At 65.0% G+C, this 19,240-nt stretch carries 18 protein-coding genes and 1 other RNA gene; 11 read left to right on the forward strand and 8 right to left on the reverse strand.

Features of this window, described 5'->3' with window-relative positions; genetic code table 11:
• Window positions 1-20: 20 nt before the first annotated feature.
• The 4 genes from recR to ffs form a co-directional block, all read right to left on the reverse strand.
• The gene (gene recR / locus ACVWZ4_RS09285) at window positions 21-623 is read right to left on the reverse strand and encodes a recombination mediator RecR (RefSeq protein WP_011090836.1); all 603 of its coding nucleotides are present in this window, start codon (window positions 621-623) and stop codon (window positions 21-23) included.
• A gap of 1 nt (window position 624) precedes the next feature.
• A complete protein-coding gene (locus ACVWZ4_RS09290) occupies window positions 625-945 on the reverse strand; it encodes a YbaB/EbfC family nucleoid-associated protein (RefSeq protein WP_456736526.1) in 321 nt (106 codons plus the stop codon).
• A gap of 110 nt (window positions 946-1,055) precedes the next feature.
• Window positions 1,056-2,897: a DNA polymerase III subunit gamma/tau gene (locus ACVWZ4_RS09295; protein WP_456740155.1), complete on the reverse strand. Its 1,842-nt coding sequence runs from the start codon at window positions 2,895-2,897 to the stop codon at window positions 1,056-1,058.
• Between the two features lie 94 nt (window positions 2,898-2,991).
• Window positions 2,992-3,088, reverse strand: an RNA gene (gene ffs, locus ACVWZ4_RS09300) — signal recognition particle sRNA small type.
• A gap of 183 nt (window positions 3,089-3,271) precedes the next feature.
• On the opposite strand from ffs, the gene ACVWZ4_RS09305 reads away from it, so the two are divergent.
• The 9 genes from ACVWZ4_RS09305 to ACVWZ4_RS09345 all read left to right on the forward strand — a co-directional run bounded on the left by ACVWZ4_RS09305 (window position 3,272) and on the right by ACVWZ4_RS09345 (window position 10,665).
• Window positions 3,272-4,126, forward strand: a complete 855-nt coding sequence (locus ACVWZ4_RS09305; protein ID WP_456700920.1) for a transporter substrate-binding domain-containing protein — start codon at window positions 3,272-3,274, stop codon at window positions 4,124-4,126.
• Window positions 4,127-4,301: 175 nt separating this feature from the next.
• Window positions 4,302-4,964, forward strand: a complete 663-nt coding sequence (locus ACVWZ4_RS09310; RefSeq protein ID WP_456740156.1) for an amino acid ABC transporter permease — start codon at window positions 4,302-4,304, stop codon at window positions 4,962-4,964.
• A complete protein-coding gene (locus ACVWZ4_RS09315) occupies window positions 4,961-5,755 on the forward strand; it encodes an amino acid ABC transporter ATP-binding protein (RefSeq protein ID WP_456700918.1) in 795 nt (264 codons plus the stop codon). Before ACVWZ4_RS09310 ends, ACVWZ4_RS09315 begins: the two co-directional genes overlap by 4 nt.
• Window positions 5,755-6,510: an SDR family NAD(P)-dependent oxidoreductase gene (locus ACVWZ4_RS09320; protein ID WP_456790084.1), complete on the forward strand. Its 756-nt coding sequence runs from the start codon at window positions 5,755-5,757 to the stop codon at window positions 6,508-6,510. The genes ACVWZ4_RS09315 and ACVWZ4_RS09320 overlap by 1 nt, the downstream gene beginning before the upstream one ends.
• Complete coding sequence (locus tag ACVWZ4_RS09325; RefSeq protein ID WP_456790085.1) at window positions 6,507-7,634, forward strand: muconate cycloisomerase family protein; 1,128 nt, start codon at window positions 6,507-6,509, stop codon at window positions 7,632-7,634. Before ACVWZ4_RS09320 ends, ACVWZ4_RS09325 begins: the two co-directional genes overlap by 4 nt.
• Window positions 7,635-7,757: 123 nt before the next feature.
• Complete coding sequence (locus ACVWZ4_RS09330; protein WP_456700915.1) at window positions 7,758-8,177, forward strand: HIT domain-containing protein; 420 nt, start codon at window positions 7,758-7,760, stop codon at window positions 8,175-8,177.
• 10 nt (window positions 8,178-8,187) lie between these two features.
• The gene (gene nudC / locus ACVWZ4_RS09335) at window positions 8,188-9,126 is read left to right on the forward strand and encodes an NAD(+) diphosphatase (RefSeq protein ID WP_456700914.1); all 939 of its coding nucleotides are present in this window, start codon (window positions 8,188-8,190) and stop codon (window positions 9,124-9,126) included.
• Between the two features lie 8 nt (window positions 9,127-9,134).
• Complete coding sequence (locus tag ACVWZ4_RS09340; RefSeq protein WP_456740157.1) at window positions 9,135-10,088, forward strand: sugar kinase; 954 nt, start codon at window positions 9,135-9,137, stop codon at window positions 10,086-10,088.
• A 67-nt stretch (window positions 10,089-10,155) separates the two neighbouring features.
• Window positions 10,156-10,665 (forward strand): Lrp/AsnC family transcriptional regulator, encoded by a 510-nt coding sequence (locus ACVWZ4_RS09345; RefSeq protein WP_456736532.1) that lies wholly within the window; start codon window positions 10,156-10,158, stop codon window positions 10,663-10,665.
• A gap of 165 nt (window positions 10,666-10,830) precedes the next feature.
• Here the strand turns inward: ACVWZ4_RS09345 and ACVWZ4_RS09350 are convergent, their stop codons facing one another.
• Window positions 10,831-12,330: a phosphomannomutase/phosphoglucomutase gene (locus ACVWZ4_RS09350; protein WP_456740158.1), complete on the reverse strand. Its 1,500-nt coding sequence runs from the start codon at window positions 12,328-12,330 to the stop codon at window positions 10,831-10,833.
• 400 nt (window positions 12,331-12,730) lie between these two features.
• On the opposite strand from ACVWZ4_RS09350, the gene ACVWZ4_RS09355 reads away from it, so the two are divergent.
• Complete coding sequence (locus tag ACVWZ4_RS09355; protein ID WP_456740159.1) at window positions 12,731-13,357, forward strand: transglutaminase-like cysteine peptidase; 627 nt, start codon at window positions 12,731-12,733, stop codon at window positions 13,355-13,357.
• A gap of 32 nt (window positions 13,358-13,389) precedes the next feature.
• Here the strand turns inward: ACVWZ4_RS09355 and ACVWZ4_RS09360 are convergent, their stop codons facing one another.
• From ACVWZ4_RS09360 to ACVWZ4_RS09370, 3 genes are all read right to left on the reverse strand, one after another.
• Window positions 13,390-13,902 carry a TIGR02281 family clan AA aspartic protease gene (locus tag ACVWZ4_RS09360; protein ID WP_456740160.1) on the reverse strand — a complete coding sequence of 171 codons (513 nt, stop codon included), beginning with the start codon at window positions 13,900-13,902 and terminating at the stop codon, window positions 13,390-13,392.
• Window positions 13,903-14,031: 129 nt separating this feature from the next.
• Window positions 14,032-16,509: an ATP-dependent helicase HrpB gene (gene hrpB, locus ACVWZ4_RS09365; protein ID WP_456740161.1), complete on the reverse strand. Its 2,478-nt coding sequence runs from the start codon at window positions 16,507-16,509 to the stop codon at window positions 14,032-14,034.
• A 148-nt stretch (window positions 16,510-16,657) separates the two neighbouring features.
• Complete coding sequence (locus ACVWZ4_RS09370) at window positions 16,658-17,974, reverse strand: UDP-glucose dehydrogenase family protein (protein ID WP_456700908.1); 1,317 nt, start codon at window positions 17,972-17,974, stop codon at window positions 16,658-16,660.
• Between the two features lie 191 nt (window positions 17,975-18,165).
• Here ACVWZ4_RS09370 and ACVWZ4_RS09375 point away from each other — a divergent pair, with 191 nt between their 5' ends.
• Window positions 18,166-19,236, forward strand: coding sequence for an acyltransferase family protein (locus ACVWZ4_RS09375; protein ID WP_456740162.1), 1,071 nt, complete (start codon window positions 18,166-18,168; stop codon window positions 19,234-19,236).
• The last annotated feature ends 4 nt before the right edge of the window (window positions 19,237-19,240 follow it).

Raw genomic sequence — 19,240 nt, forward strand, 5'->3', positions numbered from 1 at the left:
CGTTCCGTAAGTCTGGATGGCTAGAACAGGGTCCGCTGCCGCATGGCGGCCGATAGCGTACCCTCATCGAGATAATCAAGCTCGCCCCCGACGGGCACACCATGGGCGAGCCGGGTCACTTTGACGTTGGCGTCCTGAAGCAGATCGGTGATGTAGTGCGCCGTGGTCTGGCCGTCGACTGTGGCATTCAGCGCCAGAATGACCTCGTGAACCTCGGCGGCATGGGCACGCGCGACCAGCGCATCGATGGTGAGGTCCTGCGGACCGACGCCGTCGAGCGGCGACAGCGTCGCGCCCAGCACGTGGTAGCGTCCTTGGGTCGCATTGGCCCGCTCCAGCGCCCAGAGATCGGCGACGTCGGCAACCACGACGATGATCGCCGGATCACGCTTGGGGTCAGTGCAGACGGTACAGGGATTCTGCGTGTCGATGTTGCCGCAGGTCTTGCAGACCTGGACCTTGTCGAGCGCGACCTGCAAGGCTGACGACAGCGGCATCATCAGCGCTTCGCGCTTCTTGATCAGATGCAGCGCCGCGCGCCGCGCGGAGCGCGGGCCCAAACCCGGCAGCCGTGCGAGAAGCTGGACCAGCCGCTCGATTTCAGGACCGGCAACCGCGCCCATCTTACTGGCCGAACAGCCCCGGCGGCAGGCCGAGCCCGCCGGTGAGCGACTGCATCTTCTCCTGCATCGCGGTCTCCGCCTTGCGGCGGGCATCACCGAGCGCGGTGACGAGCAGGTCCTCCAGCACCTCGCGCTCCTCGGGCTTCATCAGCGACGGATCGATCTTGATGCCCTTGACGTCCATCTTCGCAGTCATGCGCACGGCGACGAGGCCGCCGCCGGAGATGCCTTCGACCTCTACGTTGGCGAGAGATTCCTGCATCTCCTGCATCTTGGATTGCAGCTGCGCCGCCTGCTTCATCATGCCGAGAAAGTCAGCCATGGGTGTCCGTCCTTGGAAAGAGTGGCTAAAGCGCGGTTAAACGCGCTTTAGCATTTTGTTCGAGCATGATCCTATCGGAAAACCGCTGCACAGTTTTCCGGATCATGGCTCTAGAGATCGTCGTCGGCGTCGGAACCGTCGAGCGGATCGTCAGAGCCGTAGTCGGCATTAATATTGGAGTCCGGCGCCTCGGGGGCAAGCCTGCGGACCTCGACGACCTTTGCACCGGGGAAGCGCGATAGCACCTCCTGCACGCGCGGATCGGCCTCGGCGGTGCGCGCATGCTCCTGCTTGGCCGCCTGATTCATCGAGCGCAGCGTCGGCTGACCCTGCTCGTTGGACACGATGATGGTCCAGCGTCGGCCGGTCCACATTTCGAATTTTCGCGCCAATTCGGTGATCATGGTCTTTGAGGCGTTCGGCTCGAGCGCGATTTCGAGCCGGCCCTCCTCAAAACGAACGAGGCGCATGTCGCCTTCGAGCGCGGCCTTGGTCATGACGTCGCGCTTCTGGCTGGCGAGCGCGACGAGCTGGGTGAAGCTCGTGATGCGCAATTGAGGCGCAGCCGCTTGCGGATCCGGCGCAGGCGCCGCCATCTGTGGCCGCGCCGCACCGCCGAATGCGGAGGGCGACGATGTCGGCATGCGAACCGGCGGGGCTGAGACAACCGGCGCCGCGGAGGCCATCGGAGCCGCCGGCGCACCGCTACCCGCGGCACCCCCGGCGTTCACCACCGGCGCGCTGCCACCGTTCTGCTCCAGCATCCGGATCGCTTCATCAGGCGTCGGGAGATCAGCGACATAGGCGATGCGCACCAGCACCATCTCGGCGGCCGCCGCAGGCCGCGTGGCGGCCTGCACCTCGGTGATGCCCTTGAGCAGCATCTGCCACATCCGCGACAGCACGCGCATCGAGATCTTCGAGGCGAAATCCTTCGCGCGCACCCGCTCGGTCTCGCCATAGGCGACATTGTCCGCGGTCGCCGGCACGATCTTCACGCGGGTGACGAAATTGACGAATTCGGCGAGGTCCGACAGCACCACGATCGGATCGGCGCCGACATCATACTGGTCGCGGAATTCCCTGAAGGCGGCTGCGATGTCGCCGCGCGCCAGCGAATCGAAGAGATCGATCACGCGGGTGCGGTCGGCAAGCCCCAGCATCTGCCTGACCGCATCGGCTTTCACGGCGCCGGCCGCATGCGCAATGGCCTGGTCGAGCAGCGACAGCGAATCGCGCACCGAGCCTTCGGCGGCGCGCGCGATGATGCCGAGCGCTTCCGGCTCGATCTCGACGTTTTCCTTTGCGGCGATGTTGGCGAGGTGCTTCATCAGCATGTCGGCCTCGACACGACGCAGGTCGAAGCGCTGGCAGCGCGACAGCACGGTGACCGGAACCTTCCGGATCTCGGTCGTGGCGAACACGAACTTGGCGTGCTCCGGCGGTTCCTCCAGCGTCTTCAGGAATGCGTTGAACGCCGCCGTCGACAGCATGTGGACTTCGTCGATGATGTAGACCTTGTAGCGGGCGCTGGCCGGCGCGTAGCGCACGCTGTCATTGATCTGACGGACGTCGTCGACGCCGGTGTGCGATGCCGCGTCCATCTCCAGCACATCCATGTGCCGGCTTTCCATGATCGCCTGGCAATGCACGCCAAGCGTCGGCATGTGGATGGTCGGCCCCTTTACCGAACCGTCCGGCATCTCGTAGTTGAGCGCACGGGCAAGAATACGCGCGGTGGTGGTCTTGCCGACGCCGCGGACGCCGGTGAGGATCCAGGCCTGCGGAATCCGCCCGGTCTCGAACGCATTGGAGACGGTGCGGACCACGGCTTCCTGGCCGATCAGATCGTCGAAGCTTGAAGGGCGGTATTTGCGTGCCAGGACCCGGTAAGGCGCGTTGGCGGCCTGGCCGGCGCTGTCAGGGTTCGGAGGGGCGCCAGCGTCGGTCATCGGTCGATCCGCAATGAAATGTCTCTCACCGGCTTTTGCGGAAAGGAGCGCGCAGGCGGGGCACCCCCGCCGGCGCAATTGCTCGAAAAAACAGGTAGGAGACTGACGAGCGACCCGATCCGGACCTCGTTAGGGCTGCTTCCTTCCGGACCTGACCCGGTTGGCGAGTGGCTCGTCCACCGCCAATCTCCCGGTCCCTATTTGGAGCCAAAAGGACCGGAACGCAAGCGGGTATCACATTGTCCAGCTTGATCTTGCCCAGCATCCGGGCAATTCCGGGTCTGCCCAGCCGATAGGCTGTGCTTTCGCGGGCTCCGCCGCCTTGCTAAGAACCCTGCCGGAACTCCACCCAACCAGAAAAGCGATTGACCCCAATGGTTACACGTCGTGATGTTGCATCGATTGTCGGACTCGGCGCCATCGGCGCGGCAACCGCCGGCGCGCTGGCCTCGAAGGCCGTGGCCCAGGCGGCCGATCCCAACGAATCGACCTTTGCCCGCATCCGCCGCACCAAGAAGATGCGGATCGGCGCGGTCGGCGGCGGCGCGCCCTATTACATGAAGGATCTTTCCAGCGGCCAGTGGAAGGGTTTTTACGTCGACATCGCCAAGGCGCTCGCCGACGACATGGAGGCCGAGCTCGAAATCACTGAAACAACCTGGGGCAATTCGGTGCTCGATCTGCAGTCCAACAAGATCGACATCTTCTTCGGCCTGAATCCGACCCCGAAGCGCGCGCTGGTGGTCGACTTCTCGGTGCCTGTGTTCAACAACGCCTTCGGCATCCTCTGCAAGAAGGACTTCAAGCCCAAGACCTGGGCCGAGTTGAACTCGCCTGACGTCAAGATCGCGGTCGACCAGGGCTCGTCGCACGACCAGGTCGTCAGCCGCCTGACGCCGAAGGCGCAGATCTCACGCCTCAAGACCGCCGACGATGCCACCGCCGCGCTGCAGACCGGCCGCGTCGACGCGCAGTGCCTGATCACCATGCTGTCGCTGACGGTCCTGAAGAAGAACCCGTCGCTCGGCCAGTTCGTGCTGCCGACGCCGATCTTCGCGACGACCTCGAATGCCGGCTTCCGCCGCGAGAACGACAAGACCTTCCGCGACTACGTCAACACCTGGATCGACTTCAACAAGGGCCTCGGCTTCATCCGCAACGCCATCATCACCAACATGGAGCTGGTGGGTGTGACCGAAGCGGACATTCCGCCGGGCGTTTCGTTGTAAGGTGATTGAGCGTCGCGGCATCGGCATCCTCGCTGCGCTCCCTCTCCCGCTTGCGGGAGAGGGTCGGGGTGAGGGTGTCTCCGCTGGCAAGACTCCCCCGGAGGAAAGAGCCCTCACCCGCATCGCATCTTCGATGCGATGCGACAAGCGGGAGAGGTGAAGCAAGAGAACACGCATGTATCAGTGGGACTTCGGCATCCTCTGGAGCTATCGCTGGCTCTTTCTCGACGGCCTCGGCGTCACCGTCGGCTTCACCGTGGTGATCGTGCTGCTCGGGCTCGTCTTCGGCCTGCTCGGCGCGTTCGGCGCCCTGTCGCGCTTCAAGCCGCTGCGTCTCCTCGCCCTCAGCTTCATCGAAGCGTTCCGCTGCACGCCGATCCTGGTGCAGCTGATCTGGTTCTATTACGCGCTGCCGATCCTCGCCGGCGTCGAGATGACGCCGATCACGGCCTCCGCGCTGGCGCTCTCGCTCTATGGCGGCTCGTTCTATTCTGAGATCATCCGCGGCGGCATCATCTCGATCGACAAGGGCCAATCGGAAGCCGGCGCCGCGCTGGGCATGACGCCGGGCCAGAGCATGCGCCGCATCGTGCTGCCGCAGGCGATCAAGCGCATGATTCCCGCGCTGATGAACCAGTCGATCATCCAGTTCAAGAACACCTCGCTGGTCTCGGTGCTCGCGGTGCCTGACCTCGTCTACCAGAGCCAGGTCGCGGCCCATGACAGCTACCGGCCGCTGGAGACCTACACCGCGGTCGCGGTCGCCTACGCTGCGATCCTGATTCCGCTCACCATCATCGTCCGCCGCGGCGAGAAGCGACTGGCGGTCAGCGAATGAGCGAGACGCAAAACATCGAGATCCGTGGCCTGCGCAAGAGCTTCGGCAGCAACGAGGTCCTGAAGAACATCAACCTCGACGTGGCCAAGGGCGGCGTGGTCGCGCTGATCGGGCCCTCGGGCTCGGGCAAGTCGACGCTTCTCCGCTGCATCAATCTTCTGGTGGTGCCCGACGGCGGCAGCGTCCGGGTCGGCGATACCAGTTTTTCATTCGGCGCAGGCACAAAGCTGCCCGATGTGAAGACACTCGCAAAATTCCGCGCCACCACCGGCATGGTGTTCCAGCACTTCAATCTATTCCCGCACATGACGACGCTCGAGAACGTGATGGAGGGCCCCGTCACGGTGCGGCGCATGGCCAAGGCGGCCGCCGAGAAGCTTGCGCGCGCGCAACTCGCCAAGGTCGGCCTTGCCGAGAAGGCGGACCAGTATCCGGCGACGCTCTCCGGTGGCCAGAAGCAGCGCGTCGCGATCGCGCGCGCGCTGGCGATGGAGCCCGACGTGATGCTGTTCGACGAGGCGACCTCCGCGCTCGATCCCGAGCTCGTCGGCGAGGTGCTGAACGTGATCCAGCAGCTGGCCTCCGAAGGCATGACCATGGTGATCGTCACTCACGAGATCGCCTTTGCCCGCGAGGTCGCCGACCGCCTGATCTTCATGCGCGACGGTGTGGTCGTCGAGGAAGGGCCGGCGCGGCAAGTGATCGACAATCCGCAGCAGGCCGCGACGCGCGCCTTCCTCAGTCATTTCCACCGCACCGGCGCGCTGCCGCCGGCCAACGCGACACCGTGATGCCAGATATCGAACGCGCCTATCTCGTCACCGGTGCCGCCAGCGGCATTGGTCGCGCCACCGCAAAGCTGCTGGCGGCACCGGGCACGGCTCTGCTGCTCCACACGCGCTCGAATGCAGAAGGCCTCGGTGCCACCGCAGCGGAAGCCGAAGCGACGGGCGCTGTCGTCGAACAGTGCCTCGGCGATCTCGCTGAGCAAGCAGCCGTCACCGACGCCATCGCCGCCACCCAACGCCTCTTCGGCCGACTGGACGGATTGATCCTTGTCGGCGGCCACGCCCGCCGTGGCAGCGCCGTCGGCACGCCGGCGGATCAGTTTCGTCAGGCGATGGATGAATCGGCGCTGGCGTTCGCGCGAATGGTCGAGGCCGCGCTTCCGCTGCTGCGTGCGGGGCAAGACGCGCGCATCGTCGCGGTGTCATCCTTCGTCGCGCATGCGATCCGGCCCGAATTTGCGCCGTTCGCAGCGACCGCCGCGAGCCGCTCCGCGCTGGAAGCGCTGGTGCGGCTCACCGCCGTCGAGCTCGCGAAAGACGCGATCACCGTCAACGCGGTTGCACCGGGCCTGATCGTCAAGGACAAGCCGAGCGAGAGCCGGCTGTCGCCCGAGCAGATCGCGGCGACCGAGGCGCTGATCCCGATGCGCCGCCGCGGACGACCGCAGGAAGTCGCCGAGATCATCGCCTTCCTGGCGTCCCCGAAAGCATCCTACGTCACCGGCCAGGTCTGGCACGTCGATGGAGGCCTGACATGACCGAAGCGACCATCGAACGCATCAGGCTGTTCCTGATCGAGAGCCCGATCAGGATGGCGCGCCTGCAAGGTGTCGGCAACGTCAAGGGCACCGTGAAGCGCGTGCTGATCGAACTGACCTCGAGCGACGGCGTGACCGGCTGGGGCGAGGCGGCACCTTGGGAGGTGTTCACGGGAACTGCTGAAGCGGCGTTCTCCGCCCTCGACATCTACTTGAGGCCCATCCTGCGCGGAAAATCCGTGCGTCGTATCCGCGCGCTGATGGCGGAGCTCGACCGCGCATTGGTCGGCCATGCGGAGGCCAAGGTCGCGATCGAGATGGCAATGCTCGACATCGTCGGCAAGGCGTCGGGGCTGTCGGTTTCCGATCTCCTCGGCGGCCGCGTGCGCGACACGATACCGCTGTCGTTCTCGATCGCCGACCCCGATTTCGCTGCCGACCTCGAACGCATGCGGAAAATGGTTCCGGACGGCAACGTCATCTACAAAGTCAAGACCGGCGTGAAGCCGCATCGCGAGGATCTCGATCATCTCGAAGCGATCCGGAAAGAATTCGGCGACAAGGTCGATCTGCGCGTCGACTACAACCAGGCCCTGGCGCCGTTCGGCGCGATCAAGATCCTGCGCGACGTCGAGGAGTTCGCGCCGACCTTCATCGAGCAGCCGGTCCCGCGCAAATTTCTCGATGTGATGGCGCAGCTCACCGCGGCGTTGGAAACGCCCGTGCTTGCCGACGAAAGCTGCTTCGATCGCCGCGACATGATGGAGGTGGTGCGCCGCGAGGCGGCCGATGCCGTCTCGATCAAGCTGATGAAGGCTGGCAGCCTGTTCGAGGCGCAGGCGATCATGGCGGTCGCCGACATCGCCGGCCTGCCCGGCTATGGCGGCACGCTGTGGGAGGGCGGCATCGGCCTTGCCGCCGGTACGCAGCTGATCGCAGCGACGCCGGGCATCTCGCTCGGCTGCGAGTTCTATATGCCGCATCACGTGCTGACCGAGGACGTGCTCGAGGAACGCGTCGCCAACCGCGCGGGTCACGTCGTCGTGCCGGATGGACCCGGACTCGGGATTCGCGTGAGCGAAGCCTCCATTCGCGCCAATGCGCGGGTGTTGGGGGAGGCCTAGGTTCGCCGGAACGACAACTTGAGCATAAGGCCCCTGCGCAGCCCGATCCTTCCCCTACCGGAATCGGTATCGTATGGTTGGACCCAACACGCCCGCCTCCCGCCGGGCCATCCGGAAACCTCCATGTCCGATCCCGCCTGGTCGCTGCACTCCCGCCTGAAAGAGGACACCATCGACATCGGCGATTTGCCGCTGTCGAAAGTGCTTGTCATCAAGGACGCGCATTATCCCTGGCTGCTGCTGGTGCCGCGGCGCGCAGATGCGATCGAGATCATCGACCTCGACGAGGTACAACAGGCGCAATTGATGACGGAAATCTCCCGCGTCTCGCGCGCGCTGAAAGAGATCACCAAATGCGACAAGCTCAATGTCGCAGCGCTCGGCAACCTGGTGCCGCAGCTTCACGTCCACATCATCGCACGCCGCACCGGCGACGCCGCCTGGCCGCGGCCGGTGTGGGGCGTGATGCCCCCCTTGGCGCATGACGCCACCGAGGTGCAGAATTTCATCAGCGCGCTTCGCCGAAAAATCTGGTTGGGTTGAAAGAACAATAATGTCAGCATTCGACTCCTTCCCGCTTGGACAACCGGCCTTCGTCAGCAACATCCTGGATCGCGCCGCGCATCTGCGCCGCGACGACGAAAAACTGTTCGCGATGGAGCAGAAGCCGTCGTCGCGCGCCTATGTCGTCTACCGCGACTCGCTGCTGGTGAAGCGCGACGGCGACAAGGCCCGCGCACTGCTCTCGATCGACGAGGCGCTGAAGTGCGGCGCCAATCCCGGCACGATCTTTCTGGGCTTGCGCGACGGTGCCGCGATCTTCGGCATGGGCCTCGCGCAGGCTGCGGCCGAAAAGCTTGTCGGACGCGAGGATTACACCGTCACCGAGCTGCGCGGCATGGCGATGCAGGGCGCGATCCCGCCCGAGGAACTGTCGGCGATCGCGATGGCGAAGTCGATGGTCGGCTGGCACCAGCGCCACGGCTATTGCGCCAATTGCGGCACGCGCAGCGCGATGAAGGAAGGCGGCTGGAAGCGCGAGTGCCCGGCGTGCAAGGCCGAGCATTTTCCGCGCACCGACCCGGTCGTGATCATGCACGTCTCCTCCGGTGACAAATGCCTGCTCGGCCGCCAGAAGCAGTTTCCGCCGGGCATGTATTCCTGCCTCGCGGGCTTCGTTGAAGCCGCCGAGACCATCGAGGACGCGGTCCGCCGCGAGATCCTGGAAGAGTCAGGCATTCGCTGCAGCGACGTGCAGTATTACATGACGCAGCCTTGGCCTTATCCGTCGTCGCTGATGATCGGCTGCAGCGCGCGGGCGCTGAACGAAGACATCGTCGTCGACCATTCCGAGCTCGAGGACGCCCGCTGGTTCACGCGCGAGGAAGCCGCGCTGATGCTGACGCGAACCCATCCCGACGGCCTCGCCGGACCTCACCCGTTTGCAATCGCGCATCATCTGCTCGGCCGCTGGGTGCACGACAAGAGCTAGGAGCGCCGATGGCTGCATCAGGGATCGCGCCCCGCATCCTCTGCATCGGCATTCCCGTGCGCGACCTCAGCTTTCGGGTCGAGGCCGTGCCGGACCGCGGAAGCAAGGCCAACGCGACGCACCTCGCCGAGATCTGCGGCGGCAACGCGCTCAATGCCGCGATCGCGATGGCGCGGCTCGGCGGCCGCGTCGCGTTTGCAGGGCCGATGGGCGACGCGCGGGAGACATCGAGCAGCTTCATTCTCGAGCGAATGACCAGCGAGGGCATCGAGACCGCGCACATCGTGCGCATATCCGATACGGCCACACCCGTCTCCGCGATCATCATCGACGCATCAGGCGAACGGACGCTGACGATCTATCGCGATCCCGCGCTGTGGAGCGTGAAGCTGCCTGAGGCGGACGAACTCCTCGCCGATTCTGGGGCTGTCCTGGTCGAGAGCCGCTGCGGCACCTTCTGCATCGATGTCTGCACCGAGGCGCGCCGGCGCGGCATTCCCGTCATCGTCAGCGTCGATCGCGCGATGGCGCTCACCGACGGCCTGCTCACGGCTGCTTCGCATCTGCTGTTTGCCAGCGAGCAGGTGCAGGAGACCGCAGGAATCGCCGACGACGGCGAGGCGTTGAAGCGCCTGGCCAAGCTGACGCCCGCCTTCCTCGCCGCAACCCGCGGCCCGCGCGGCACGATCTGGCTGAGCGAGGCCGATACGCTGGAGGAGACGCCTGCGTTTCCGATCGCGGCCGTGGATACCCTTGGCGCAGGCGACGTCTTCCATGGCGCCTTCACGCTCCGGCTCGCCGAGGGCGGGGCCCTCAGGGACGCGCTGCGATTCGCCGCGGCTGCCGCAGCTCTGAAATGCACCCGCCATGGCGGCGGTCTGGCCGCTCCGCAACGCGTTGAAGTTGAAGAGCTTTTGCGCGACCACCGACAGCGCACGCATGGCCGGCCGACACGATTATAGACTTGCAATAGAAGGATTTTCTCTATATCAGGGAAATTGACCCCTGAAATGGAACAAAGTTCTTCAAATGACTGACCTCGCTGTCCAGGTCCCCGAGACCAGCCGCCGCCTCGACGCCATCGACCGCAAGATCCTGATGGTGCTCCAGGAGGATGCCTCCCTGTCCGTCGCCGAGATCGGCGACCGCGTCGGCCTGTCCTCGACCCCCTGCTGGAAGCGCATCCAGCGCCTGGAGGCTGATGGCGTGATCCTGAAGCGGGTGGCGCTGGTCGATCAGAACAAGATCGGGCTCGGCATCTCCGTGTTCGTCTCGGTGGAGAGCTCCGATCATTCCGACGCCTGGCTGAAGAAGTTCGCCGAAGCGGTCAGCGCCATGCCCGAAGTGATGGAATTCTACCGCATGGCGGGCGATGTCGACTACATGCTGCGCGTCGTGGTCGCCGACATGCAGGCCTATGACGTGTTCTACAAGAAGCTGATCGCCGCCGTGCCGCTGAAGAACGTCACCTCGCGCTTCGCGATGGAGAAGATCAAGTCGGTCACGGCGTTGCCGATCCCGGCCGTGGTGGCGGCGTAGCTTTCAGAGCTCACCACACGAAAACTGTCATCGCCCGGCCTGACCGGGCGATCCAGTCCGCCGTGACTCTCCGTATCCAACGACCGCCTCTGGAATACTGGATCAACCGCTTTCGCGGGTGATGACAGCAGCGAATGCGGCAAGCGCGAGCGCCGCGGCCAAACCTCAAATCTTCTGATTGTACTCGCCAACTTCCGGATGGGTGCGCAGCACGCTGTTCACCATCTCGAACATGTCGTGCATGCGCTGCTCGGAGACCGGGCTCTCGACCACGACCACGAGCTCGGGCTTGTTCGAGGACGCGCGCACCAGGCCCCAGCTGCCGTCCTCGACGGTGACCCGCACGCCGTTGACCGTGACGAGATCGCGGATCGCCTGATCGCCGATCTTGGCGCCCTTCGCCTGCAAGTCCTCGAAGTGCTTCACCACCTTGTCGATGACGCCGTATTTCACCTCGTCGGCGCAATGCGGCGACATGGTCGGGGACGACCAGGTTTTTGGCAGTGCGTTCTTGAGGTCGGCCATCGACTTGCCGGGCGCGCGATCGAGCATGTCGCAGACCGCGATTGCCGAAACGAGACCGTCGTCATAGCCGCGGCCATAGGGCTTGTTGAAGAAGAAATGGCCTGATTTCTCGAAGCCTGCGAGCGCGCCGGTCTCGTTGGTGCGGCGCTTCATGTAGGAATGGCCGGTCTTCCAATAGGCGGTCTTTGCGCCTTGCTTCTGCAGCACTGGATCGGTGACGAACAGTCCGGTCGACTTGACGTCGACGATGAACTGCGCGTCCTTGTGAATCGCCGACATGTCGCGCGCCAGCATCACGCCGACCTTGTCGGCAAAGATCTCCTCGCCGGTGTTGTCGACCACGCCGCAGCGATCGCCGTCACCGTCGAAGCCGAGCCCGACATCGGCCTTGTGACGCAGCACGGCGTCGCGGATCGCGTGCAGCATCTCCATGTCCTCGGGATTGGGATTGTATTTCGGGAAGGTGTGGTCGAGCTCGGTGTCGAGCGGGATCACCTCGCAGCCGATCGCCTCCAGCACCTGCGGCGCAAACGCGCCCGCCGTGCCGTTGCCGCAGGCCGCGACCACCTTCAGCCTGCGCTTGAGCTTCGGACGATGGGTGAGGTCGGCGATGTAGCGCGCCGGATAATTCTCGTGGAACTGGTAGGAGCCACCGTCCCGGTTCTTGAATTCGGCGTTCAGCACGATCTCCTTGAGCCGCGTCATCTCGTCGGGACCGAAGGTCAGCGGGCGATTGGCGCCCATCTTCACGCCGGTCCAGCCGTTGTCATTGTGCGAGGCGGTCACCATCGCGACAGCAGGCACGTCGAGATCGAATTGCGCGAAATAGGCCATCGGCGTCACCGCGAGCCCGATGTCATGGACCTTGCACCCCGCAGCCATCAGGCCCGAAATCAGCGCATATTTGATCGAGGCAGAATAGCCGCGGAAGTCGTGGCCGGTGACGATCTCTCTGGGGACACCGAGTTCGGCGATCAGCGCGCCCAGCCCCATGCCGAGCGCCTGGACCCCCATCAGGTTGATTTCCTTCTGGAACAGCCAGCGCGCGTCGTATTCGCGAAAGCCGGTGGGCTTCACCATCGGCTCGGATTCGAAGGCGTAGGTGTTGGGCATCAACACGGATTTCGGCTTGGGAAACATTGAGACGGTCTCGTTCACTGGCGGAAGGAATATACCGCAGGGCCAGCGAATGCGCAGGCCGAGCGGAAGGCGGGAGTGGCGGCTTATGGCTGGCAATTGCGGCGGTTTGGTAACGGAGAAACCTTCCGCGCCGCGGCTCGGAGCGCGCAAAAGGTTCGGCAAAGTTCTCGGCCACGATCGACCCGCCCCATCGCGGATGCGCAGTTCATGCCCGCAACTCGCGGTCTGGTTTTGACATCAACCGGCCGCAACGCGCTTATCCACTCCGGATTACTCCGTCTCGCCCGGTGAACATTCCACAATCGCCATGGCGCAAGATGCGGCCTGCCTGATCAAATCCGAGCGTTGATTCAATCCTGTCTCGCGCTCTCTCCACGACATGACGCGTAGGTGACAAAGCATGCGCACGGCCTCGATCCTGGCTGCGATTGCGGCCGGCATGATCGCGTCGATCTGCCAAATGACGGACGCTCAACCGGCAAACGAGAGGTTGTCGGACCTGCCGATCAGTCCTGCGCCGACGACTCTGCACCTCAGGTTTGGCGATCCGACGCTTCCGCCGATGACGCATACGATGTTCTGTCTGCAGTACCCGGACGAATGCCACCCCCGCCAGCTGTTTCGTAGCGGCCCGGTTCACTTGACCGAGGCACGATGGAAAGAATTGAATGAGGTCAACGAGACCGTGAACAATGCCATCATCCCGGAATCGAACGAGCTGGGTCTGGCAGCGGAAGTCTGGCTCATCGATCCCAAGCGCGGCGACTGCAACGACTACGCCGTCAGCAAGCGCCACAGGCTTTCGAGCCGAGGCTGGCCCCAGCAGGCGCTTCTGCTCGCCGAGGTCGTGACCTTCCGAGACAAGCATCACTTGGTTCTGGTCGTTCGCACGGAACGCGGAGACCTGGTGCTGGATAGTTTGAGTCCGCAGATCGTATCCTGGACGCGTGCACCCTACCGGTGGTTTCGAATTCAATCGCCGAGCAACCCGCGATATTGGAACATCGTCGCTCCGCGCACCGTGTAGGGCTCCGCGTCCGGCTCGACCGAGGCGCTCGCCTACTGTTCCAGCACCATCTGGCCGTTGGCGTATTCGAAGCGCCTCAGCTTGGACAGGAAGGAGAGCCCGAGCAAATTCTCCGACAGCGCCTCGTCCGGCAGCACCATGGCATCGACGTCGCGAACGATGAGGCCGCCGACGTCGAGCATGGCGATGCGGGTGCGCGCGGCCTTGATGGTGCCGTTCGCGGTGGTGACGTTCGCGTTGTAATCGCCGCGCGACGGCCGCAGGCCGAAGCGAGCAGCCGAGGTCTCGTTCAGCGCCACCACGGAAGCGCCGGTGTCGATCATGAAGCCGATGCGCTGACCGTCGATGCGGCCTTCGGTCTGGAAATGACCGCGGCCGTCACGGGGGATGTTGACGCTGCGGCCGCCGGCCGTCGCAGCCGTCGCGAGCGCGACTGTGGTGCGCGGCACCGAGGTGGCGGACGCGGAGCTCATCTTGTCCGCCATCTGCGCCATGAATGTACCGAGGCCGATCATCACGACCGCGAAGATCACTACGTTACGCATCACACCACTTCCGAGCCGGAAAGCCCGATTTCACCACGCGGCAGGCTCGTCCGCGAGCGAAGCCGCGGCAGGGCCGGTGCTATTTTGACGAAAAGGATGAGCGTACGGTTAATGCGCGGCGGTGCTGTCTCAGGTGCCGCGCGGCTTCGCCCGCCGGGTGGGCAGCGCGTTCGCGGGATCGTCCGGCCAGGGGTGGCGCGGATAGCGCCCGCGCAGGTCGGAGCGCACGGCGGCGTAGCTGCCGCGCCAGAAGCCGGGCAGATCGCGTGTCACCTGTACAGGACGCTGTGCCGGCGACAGCAGTTCCAGAACGAGCGGCACCTTGCCGCCCGCGATCGATGGATGGGTGCCGAGGCCGAACAGTTCCTGGAGCCGGACCGCGATGGTCGGCCCCTGCTCGGCCTCATAGTCGATTGCGAGCATCGTCCCGGTCGGTGCCTCGAAATGGGTAGGCGCCTCGCGTTCGAGCCGCGCGCGCAGCTCCCAGGGCAACAGCGCCATCACTGCCTCCGAAAGGTCGCCGGCGGAGACGTCCTTGAGCGCCGTCTTGTCATGGAGCGCAGGGACCAGCCAGTCGTCGCGCCTCGCAATCAGGGCGTCGTCGGACAGATCTGGCCAGCTCCCGCCTTCGGCCTTGCGCAGGAACATCACGCGGTCGCGCCATTGGAGGGCGGCTTTCGACCAGGGCAACCGGTCGAGGCCGGCGGCGATCAGGCCGTCGGCGAGGATGCGGGCCGTCGTCTCGGACGGCGTGAGCATGAGGGGCGCCTCAGACAACGTGATGGCATGCAGCGCGCGTTTGCGGCGCGCGCGCAGCGCCATCGCGCCGCGATCAAAGGAAACCTCGTCCGAGGTTTCGATGTGCTCGGCGAAATGACCTTCGATGTCGCCCTCGCTGATCGGCGCGGCAAGGAGGATGCGCCCGCTCGCCGCCCCGCCCGTCATCTCGGCCACCGCAACATAAGGCGCACGCGCCAGCGAAGACGTCTGCTCGACGACCGCGCCGCGGCCGTTGGCCAGCACGAAGCTGCCGTTGCCGCGATTGCGGGCAACACGGTCGGGGAAGGCGTAGGCGAGCATGATGCCCGTTCGCAAGTCGCCCTGCCCCGGCATCACCTTCTCGAATGACGCGACTTGCGAGGCCCAGCGCCGTGCGAGGTCGCGGGCGCTGGTGGCACGGGGTGAGCGGTCGCGGCGGAATTGATCGAGACGGTGATCGAGATCGACGCTGTCGCCGCCGAGCCCGCGCTCGGTGAGGATGGCGGCGATTTCGGCCGCAGCCTCCCCGCCACCGGCGCGATGCGAATCCACGATCATGCGCGCGAGCCGCGGCGGCAGCGCCAGCGCGCGCAGGCTCTTGCCTTCCGCCGTGATCCGGCCATCGGCATCGAGCGCGTTGAGCTCGGCAAGCAGGCTCTTTGCCTCTTTCAGCGCGGGCTGAGGCGGCGGATCGAGAAATGACAAGGCGGCCGGATCGCTCACGCCCCATTGCGCGAGATCGAGCACGAGCGATGACAGGTCAGCGCTGAGAATTTCAGGCTGGGTGTAGGGCGCTAGTGAGGCGGTCTGCGGCTCGTCCCAGAGTCGGTAGCACACGCCGGGCTCGGTGCGGCCGGCGCGGCCGCGGCGCTGATCCACCGCGGCACGCGAAGCGCGCACGGTCTCGAGCCGGGTCAGGCCGATGTCGGGCTCGTAGCGCGGCACGCGGGCGAGCCCGGAATCGACCACGATGCGGACGCCCTCAATTGTGAGCGAGGTCTCTGCAATCGAGGTCGCCAGCACGACCTTGCGCATGCCTTTCGGTGCGGGCGAGATGGCGCGATCCTGCACGGCGGCATCGAGCGCACCGAACAGCGGCACGATCTCGATGGAGGCATCCTGCACGCGCTCGCCGAGCAAATTCTGGGTCCGGCGGATCTCGGCGGCGCCCGGCAGGAAGGCCAGCACCGAGCCGCTGTCGGCACGCAGCGCCGAGGCAATCGCATCGGCCATCTGCCGCTCGATCGGCACATCAGCCTTACGGCCGAGATAACGGGTCTCGACTGGAAAGGCGCGCCCCTCACTCTCGACGATCGACGCCCCGCCAAGCAGCTTTGCGACGCGCGCGCCGTCCAGTGTTGCCGACATCACGAGGATGCGGAGATCTTCGCGCAAGCCGAGTTGCGCATCGCGCGCCAGCGCCAGGCCCATGTCGGCGTCGAGTGAACGCTCGTGGAATTCGTCGAACAGGATGGCGGCGACGCCTGAGAGCTCGGGATCGTCGAGAATCTGGCGGGTGAAAATGCCTTCGGTCACGACCTCGATGCGCGTGGCGCGTGAGATCTTCGAGCCGAAGCGGACGCGGTAGCCCACGGTTTCGCCGGCGCGCTCGCCCAGCGACTTGGCCATCCGGTCCGCGCTGGCGCGCGCGGCGATGCGCCGCGGCTCCAGCACGATGATCTTCTTGCCGATAGCCCAGGGCGCATCGAGCAGTGCCAACGGCACCCGCGTGGTCTTGCCCGCGCCGGGGGGAGCCACCAACACGGCCGCGTTGTGCGCCTCCAGCGCGCGCGCGAGGTCGCCGAGCACGGCATCGATCGGGAGCGGCGTGTCGAAATTGCGGGGCAAGATTCTATCCGTTCGTCATGCCCGGCCAAAAGCGCGAAGCGCGTCTTCGCACAATGTCGAGCATCCACGTCGTCTGACCCGCTAGAAAACAGACGTGGATGGCCGGGACAAGCCCGGCCACGACGGAATTGTGCACGATGGTGGAACGTCAGCCGTGTGCCGGCGGGCGCCCAACGCTCTCATAGACGAAGCCAGCCGCAGCCATTTCCTCGGGACGGTAGATGTTGCGCAGATCGACAATGACGGGCTGCACCATGGTTGCCTTCAGCCGGTCCAGATCGAGCGCGCGGAACTGGGTCCACTCGGTAACCACGACCAGCGCGTCGGCGCCCTCGGCGCAAGAATAGGCATCCTCGCAATAGGTGATGCTGGGCAGCTCGCTTTTGGCCTGCTCCATGCCGACGGGATCGAACGCCTTCACCTTCGCGCCCATGTCGAGCAGGCCGGTGACCAGCGGGATCGACGGCGCATCGCGCATGTCGTCGGTGTCGGGCTTGAAGGTGAGGCCGAGCACCGCGATGGTCTTTCCGCGCAAGGAGCCGCCGAGCGCCTGGCTCACTTTTCGCGCCATCGCGCGCTTGCGGTTCTCGTTCACGGCCAGTACGGATTCGACGATGCGCAAGGACACGTCGTAGTCCTGCGCGATCTTGATCAGCGCCTTGGTGTCCTTCGGGAAACATGAGCCGCCGAAGCCGGGACCGGCGTGCAGGAACTTGGTGCCGATCCGGTTGTCCAGCCCAATGCCGCGGGCGACCTCCTGCACGTTGGCGCCGACTCTTTCGGAGAGATCGGCGATCTCGTTGATGAAGGTGATCTTGGTCGCGAGGAACGCGTTGGCGGCGTATTTGATCATCTCGGCGGTGCGGCGCGCGGTGAACATCAGCGGCGCCTGGTTCAGCGACAGCGGGCGGTAGATGTCGCCCATCACCTTGCGGCCGCGCTCGTCGGAGGTGCCGACGACGACGCGGTCAGGGAATTTGAAATCACGGATCGCCGCGCCCTCGCGCAAAAATTCCGGGTTCGAGGCAACGACCACATCGGCCCCGGGGTTGGCTTCGCGGATAATGCGCTCAACCTCGTCGCCGGTCCCGACAGGCACGGTCGACTTCGTCACCACGACGGTGAAGCCGGACAGCGACTGCGCGATCTCCTTCGCGGCGGCGTAGACATAGGAGAGATCGGCGTGACCGTCCCCGCGGCGCGAGGGCGTGCCGACCGCGATGAACACGGCATCGGCATCAGCCACCGGCTTCGACAAATCCGTCGTGAAGTCGAGGCGCTTGGCCTTCACATTCGTGGCGACCAATTCGTCGAGGCCAGGCTCGTAGATCGGTATCTCGCCGCGATGGAGCGCCGCGATCTTCTTCTCGTCCTTGTCGACGCAGGTGACGTCGTGACCGAAATCCGCAAAGCAGGCGCCGGACACCAGTCCGACATAGCCCGTGCCGATCATCGCGATGCGCATGAAAATCCCTGTTCTAGCTTGGTTAACGAAACCCAATCCAGGAGCGGTTTAGCATTTTCCCGTCGGGAAGGAAGAGCCCGCGCTCAGAAACCGGCACGGGATTTGTATCGGTAAAGAAGTCGGAAACCACTGGGGCCCACACTGCCCCACAACCGTACATACCGGGCGGAACACGCCTCGAAAAGAGACATATGACAGCATCGGACACGTCAGCTGCCAGCGGGGGGCTTTTCAAAGCCTCCGCTGCCGCGCGTGTCGATTGGGTCGACTATGCCAAGGGCATCTGCATCGTCATGGTGGTGACGATGCATTCGGTGCTGGGGGTCGAGCTTGCCGCCGGCAAGACCGGTTTCATGCATGTTCTGGTGGCCTTCGCAAAGCCGTTCCGGATGCCGGACTTCTTCCTGATTTCCGGCCTGTTCCTGCCGCTGGTGATCGATCGGGACTGGCGAACCTATCTCGACCGCAAGGTGGTGCATTTCGCTTATTTTTATGTCGTCTGGGTGACAATCCAGTTCGGCTTCAAGGCGCCCGCCTTCGCCGCTGAAACCGGCTGGCGCGAGGTCGGCCTCTTGTATCTCGAATCCTTCATCGAGCCGTTCGGCACGCTCTGGTTCATCTACCTGTTGCCGGTCTTCTTCATCGTCACGAAAGTGACACGCCAATTCCCGCCGCTCGCGATCTGGCTGGCCGCTGCCGCGCTGGAGACGGCCCGCGTCACGACCGGCTGGACCGCGATCGACGAATTCTGCGCGCGCTTCGTCTATTTCTATTCCGGTTATCTGTTCGCGCCTCACGTGTTTGCACTGTCGGATCGCGCCAGGAAGCATCCCGCGCTTGCGCTTGCATCACTCGCGACGTGGGCGCTGGTCGATGCCGGCCTCGTCCTATCAGGCGCCAGCGAATGGAAGATCGTCTCGCTCCTGCTCGGCTTTGCCGGTGCCTGCGCAATCATCACGATCGGCACGCTGCTGGCACGCGCGCATTGGTGCAATTTCCTCCGCTTTTTCGGCGAGCATTCGATCGTGATCTATCTCGCCTTCTTCCTGCCGATGGCGGCGACGCGGACGCTGCTGCTGCACAGCGGCATCATCGCCGACATCGGCACGGTGTCGCTGGTCGTCACGGTTCTCGGCGTGCTGGGATCGCTCGCGATCTGGCAGGCCGCGCTGCGGCTGCACGCGGACTTCCTGTTCGAGCGCCCGGATGCATTCCGAATCGCCCCGCGCAAAGCCGGCGCGGTGTTGCAGGCCGCCGAATAGACCG

The sequence above is a fragment of the Bradyrhizobium sp. USDA 4472 genome (genome assembly GCF_054058595.1).

Excerpts from the sequence above, each read along its gene's own strand:
- recR (WP_011090836.1), bottom strand. The coding sequence starts at position 623 with ATGGGCGCGGTTGCCGGTCCTGAAATCGAGCGGCTGGTCCAGCTTCTC.
- ACVWZ4_RS09290 (WP_456736526.1), bottom strand. The coding sequence starts at position 945 with ATGGCTGACTTTCTCGGCATGATGAAGCAGGCGGCGCAGCTGCAATCC.
- ACVWZ4_RS09295 (WP_456740155.1), bottom strand. The coding sequence starts at position 2,897 with ATGACCGACGCTGGCGCCCCTCCGAACCCTGACAGCGCCGGCCAGGCC.
- ACVWZ4_RS09305 (WP_456700920.1), top strand. The coding sequence starts at position 3,272 with ATGGTTACACGTCGTGATGTTGCATCGATTGTCGGACTCGGCGCCATC.
- ACVWZ4_RS09310 (WP_456740156.1), top strand. The coding sequence starts at position 4,302 with ATGTATCAGTGGGACTTCGGCATCCTCTGGAGCTATCGCTGGCTCTTT.
- ACVWZ4_RS09315 (WP_456700918.1), top strand. The coding sequence starts at position 4,961 with ATGAGCGAGACGCAAAACATCGAGATCCGTGGCCTGCGCAAGAGCTTC.
- ACVWZ4_RS09320 (WP_456790084.1), top strand. The coding sequence starts at position 5,755 with ATGCCAGATATCGAACGCGCCTATCTCGTCACCGGTGCCGCCAGCGGC.
- ACVWZ4_RS09325 (WP_456790085.1), top strand. The coding sequence starts at position 6,507 with ATGACCGAAGCGACCATCGAACGCATCAGGCTGTTCCTGATCGAGAGC.
- ACVWZ4_RS09330 (WP_456700915.1), top strand. The coding sequence starts at position 7,758 with ATGTCCGATCCCGCCTGGTCGCTGCACTCCCGCCTGAAAGAGGACACC.
- nudC (WP_456700914.1), top strand. The coding sequence starts at position 8,188 with ATGTCAGCATTCGACTCCTTCCCGCTTGGACAACCGGCCTTCGTCAGC.
- ACVWZ4_RS09340 (WP_456740157.1), top strand. The coding sequence starts at position 9,135 with ATGGCTGCATCAGGGATCGCGCCCCGCATCCTCTGCATCGGCATTCCC.
- ACVWZ4_RS09345 (WP_456736532.1), top strand. The coding sequence starts at position 10,156 with ATGACTGACCTCGCTGTCCAGGTCCCCGAGACCAGCCGCCGCCTCGAC.
- ACVWZ4_RS09350 (WP_456740158.1), bottom strand. The coding sequence starts at position 12,330 with ATGTTTCCCAAGCCGAAATCCGTGTTGATGCCCAACACCTACGCCTTC.
- ACVWZ4_RS09355 (WP_456740159.1), top strand. The coding sequence starts at position 12,731 with ATGCGCACGGCCTCGATCCTGGCTGCGATTGCGGCCGGCATGATCGCG.
- ACVWZ4_RS09360 (WP_456740160.1), bottom strand. The coding sequence starts at position 13,902 with ATGCGTAACGTAGTGATCTTCGCGGTCGTGATGATCGGCCTCGGTACA.
- ACVWZ4_RS09370 (WP_456700908.1), bottom strand. The coding sequence starts at position 17,974 with ATGCGCATCGCGATGATCGGCACGGGCTATGTCGGACTGGTGTCCGGC.
- ACVWZ4_RS09375 (WP_456740162.1), top strand. The coding sequence starts at position 18,166 with ATGACAGCATCGGACACGTCAGCTGCCAGCGGGGGGCTTTTCAAAGCC.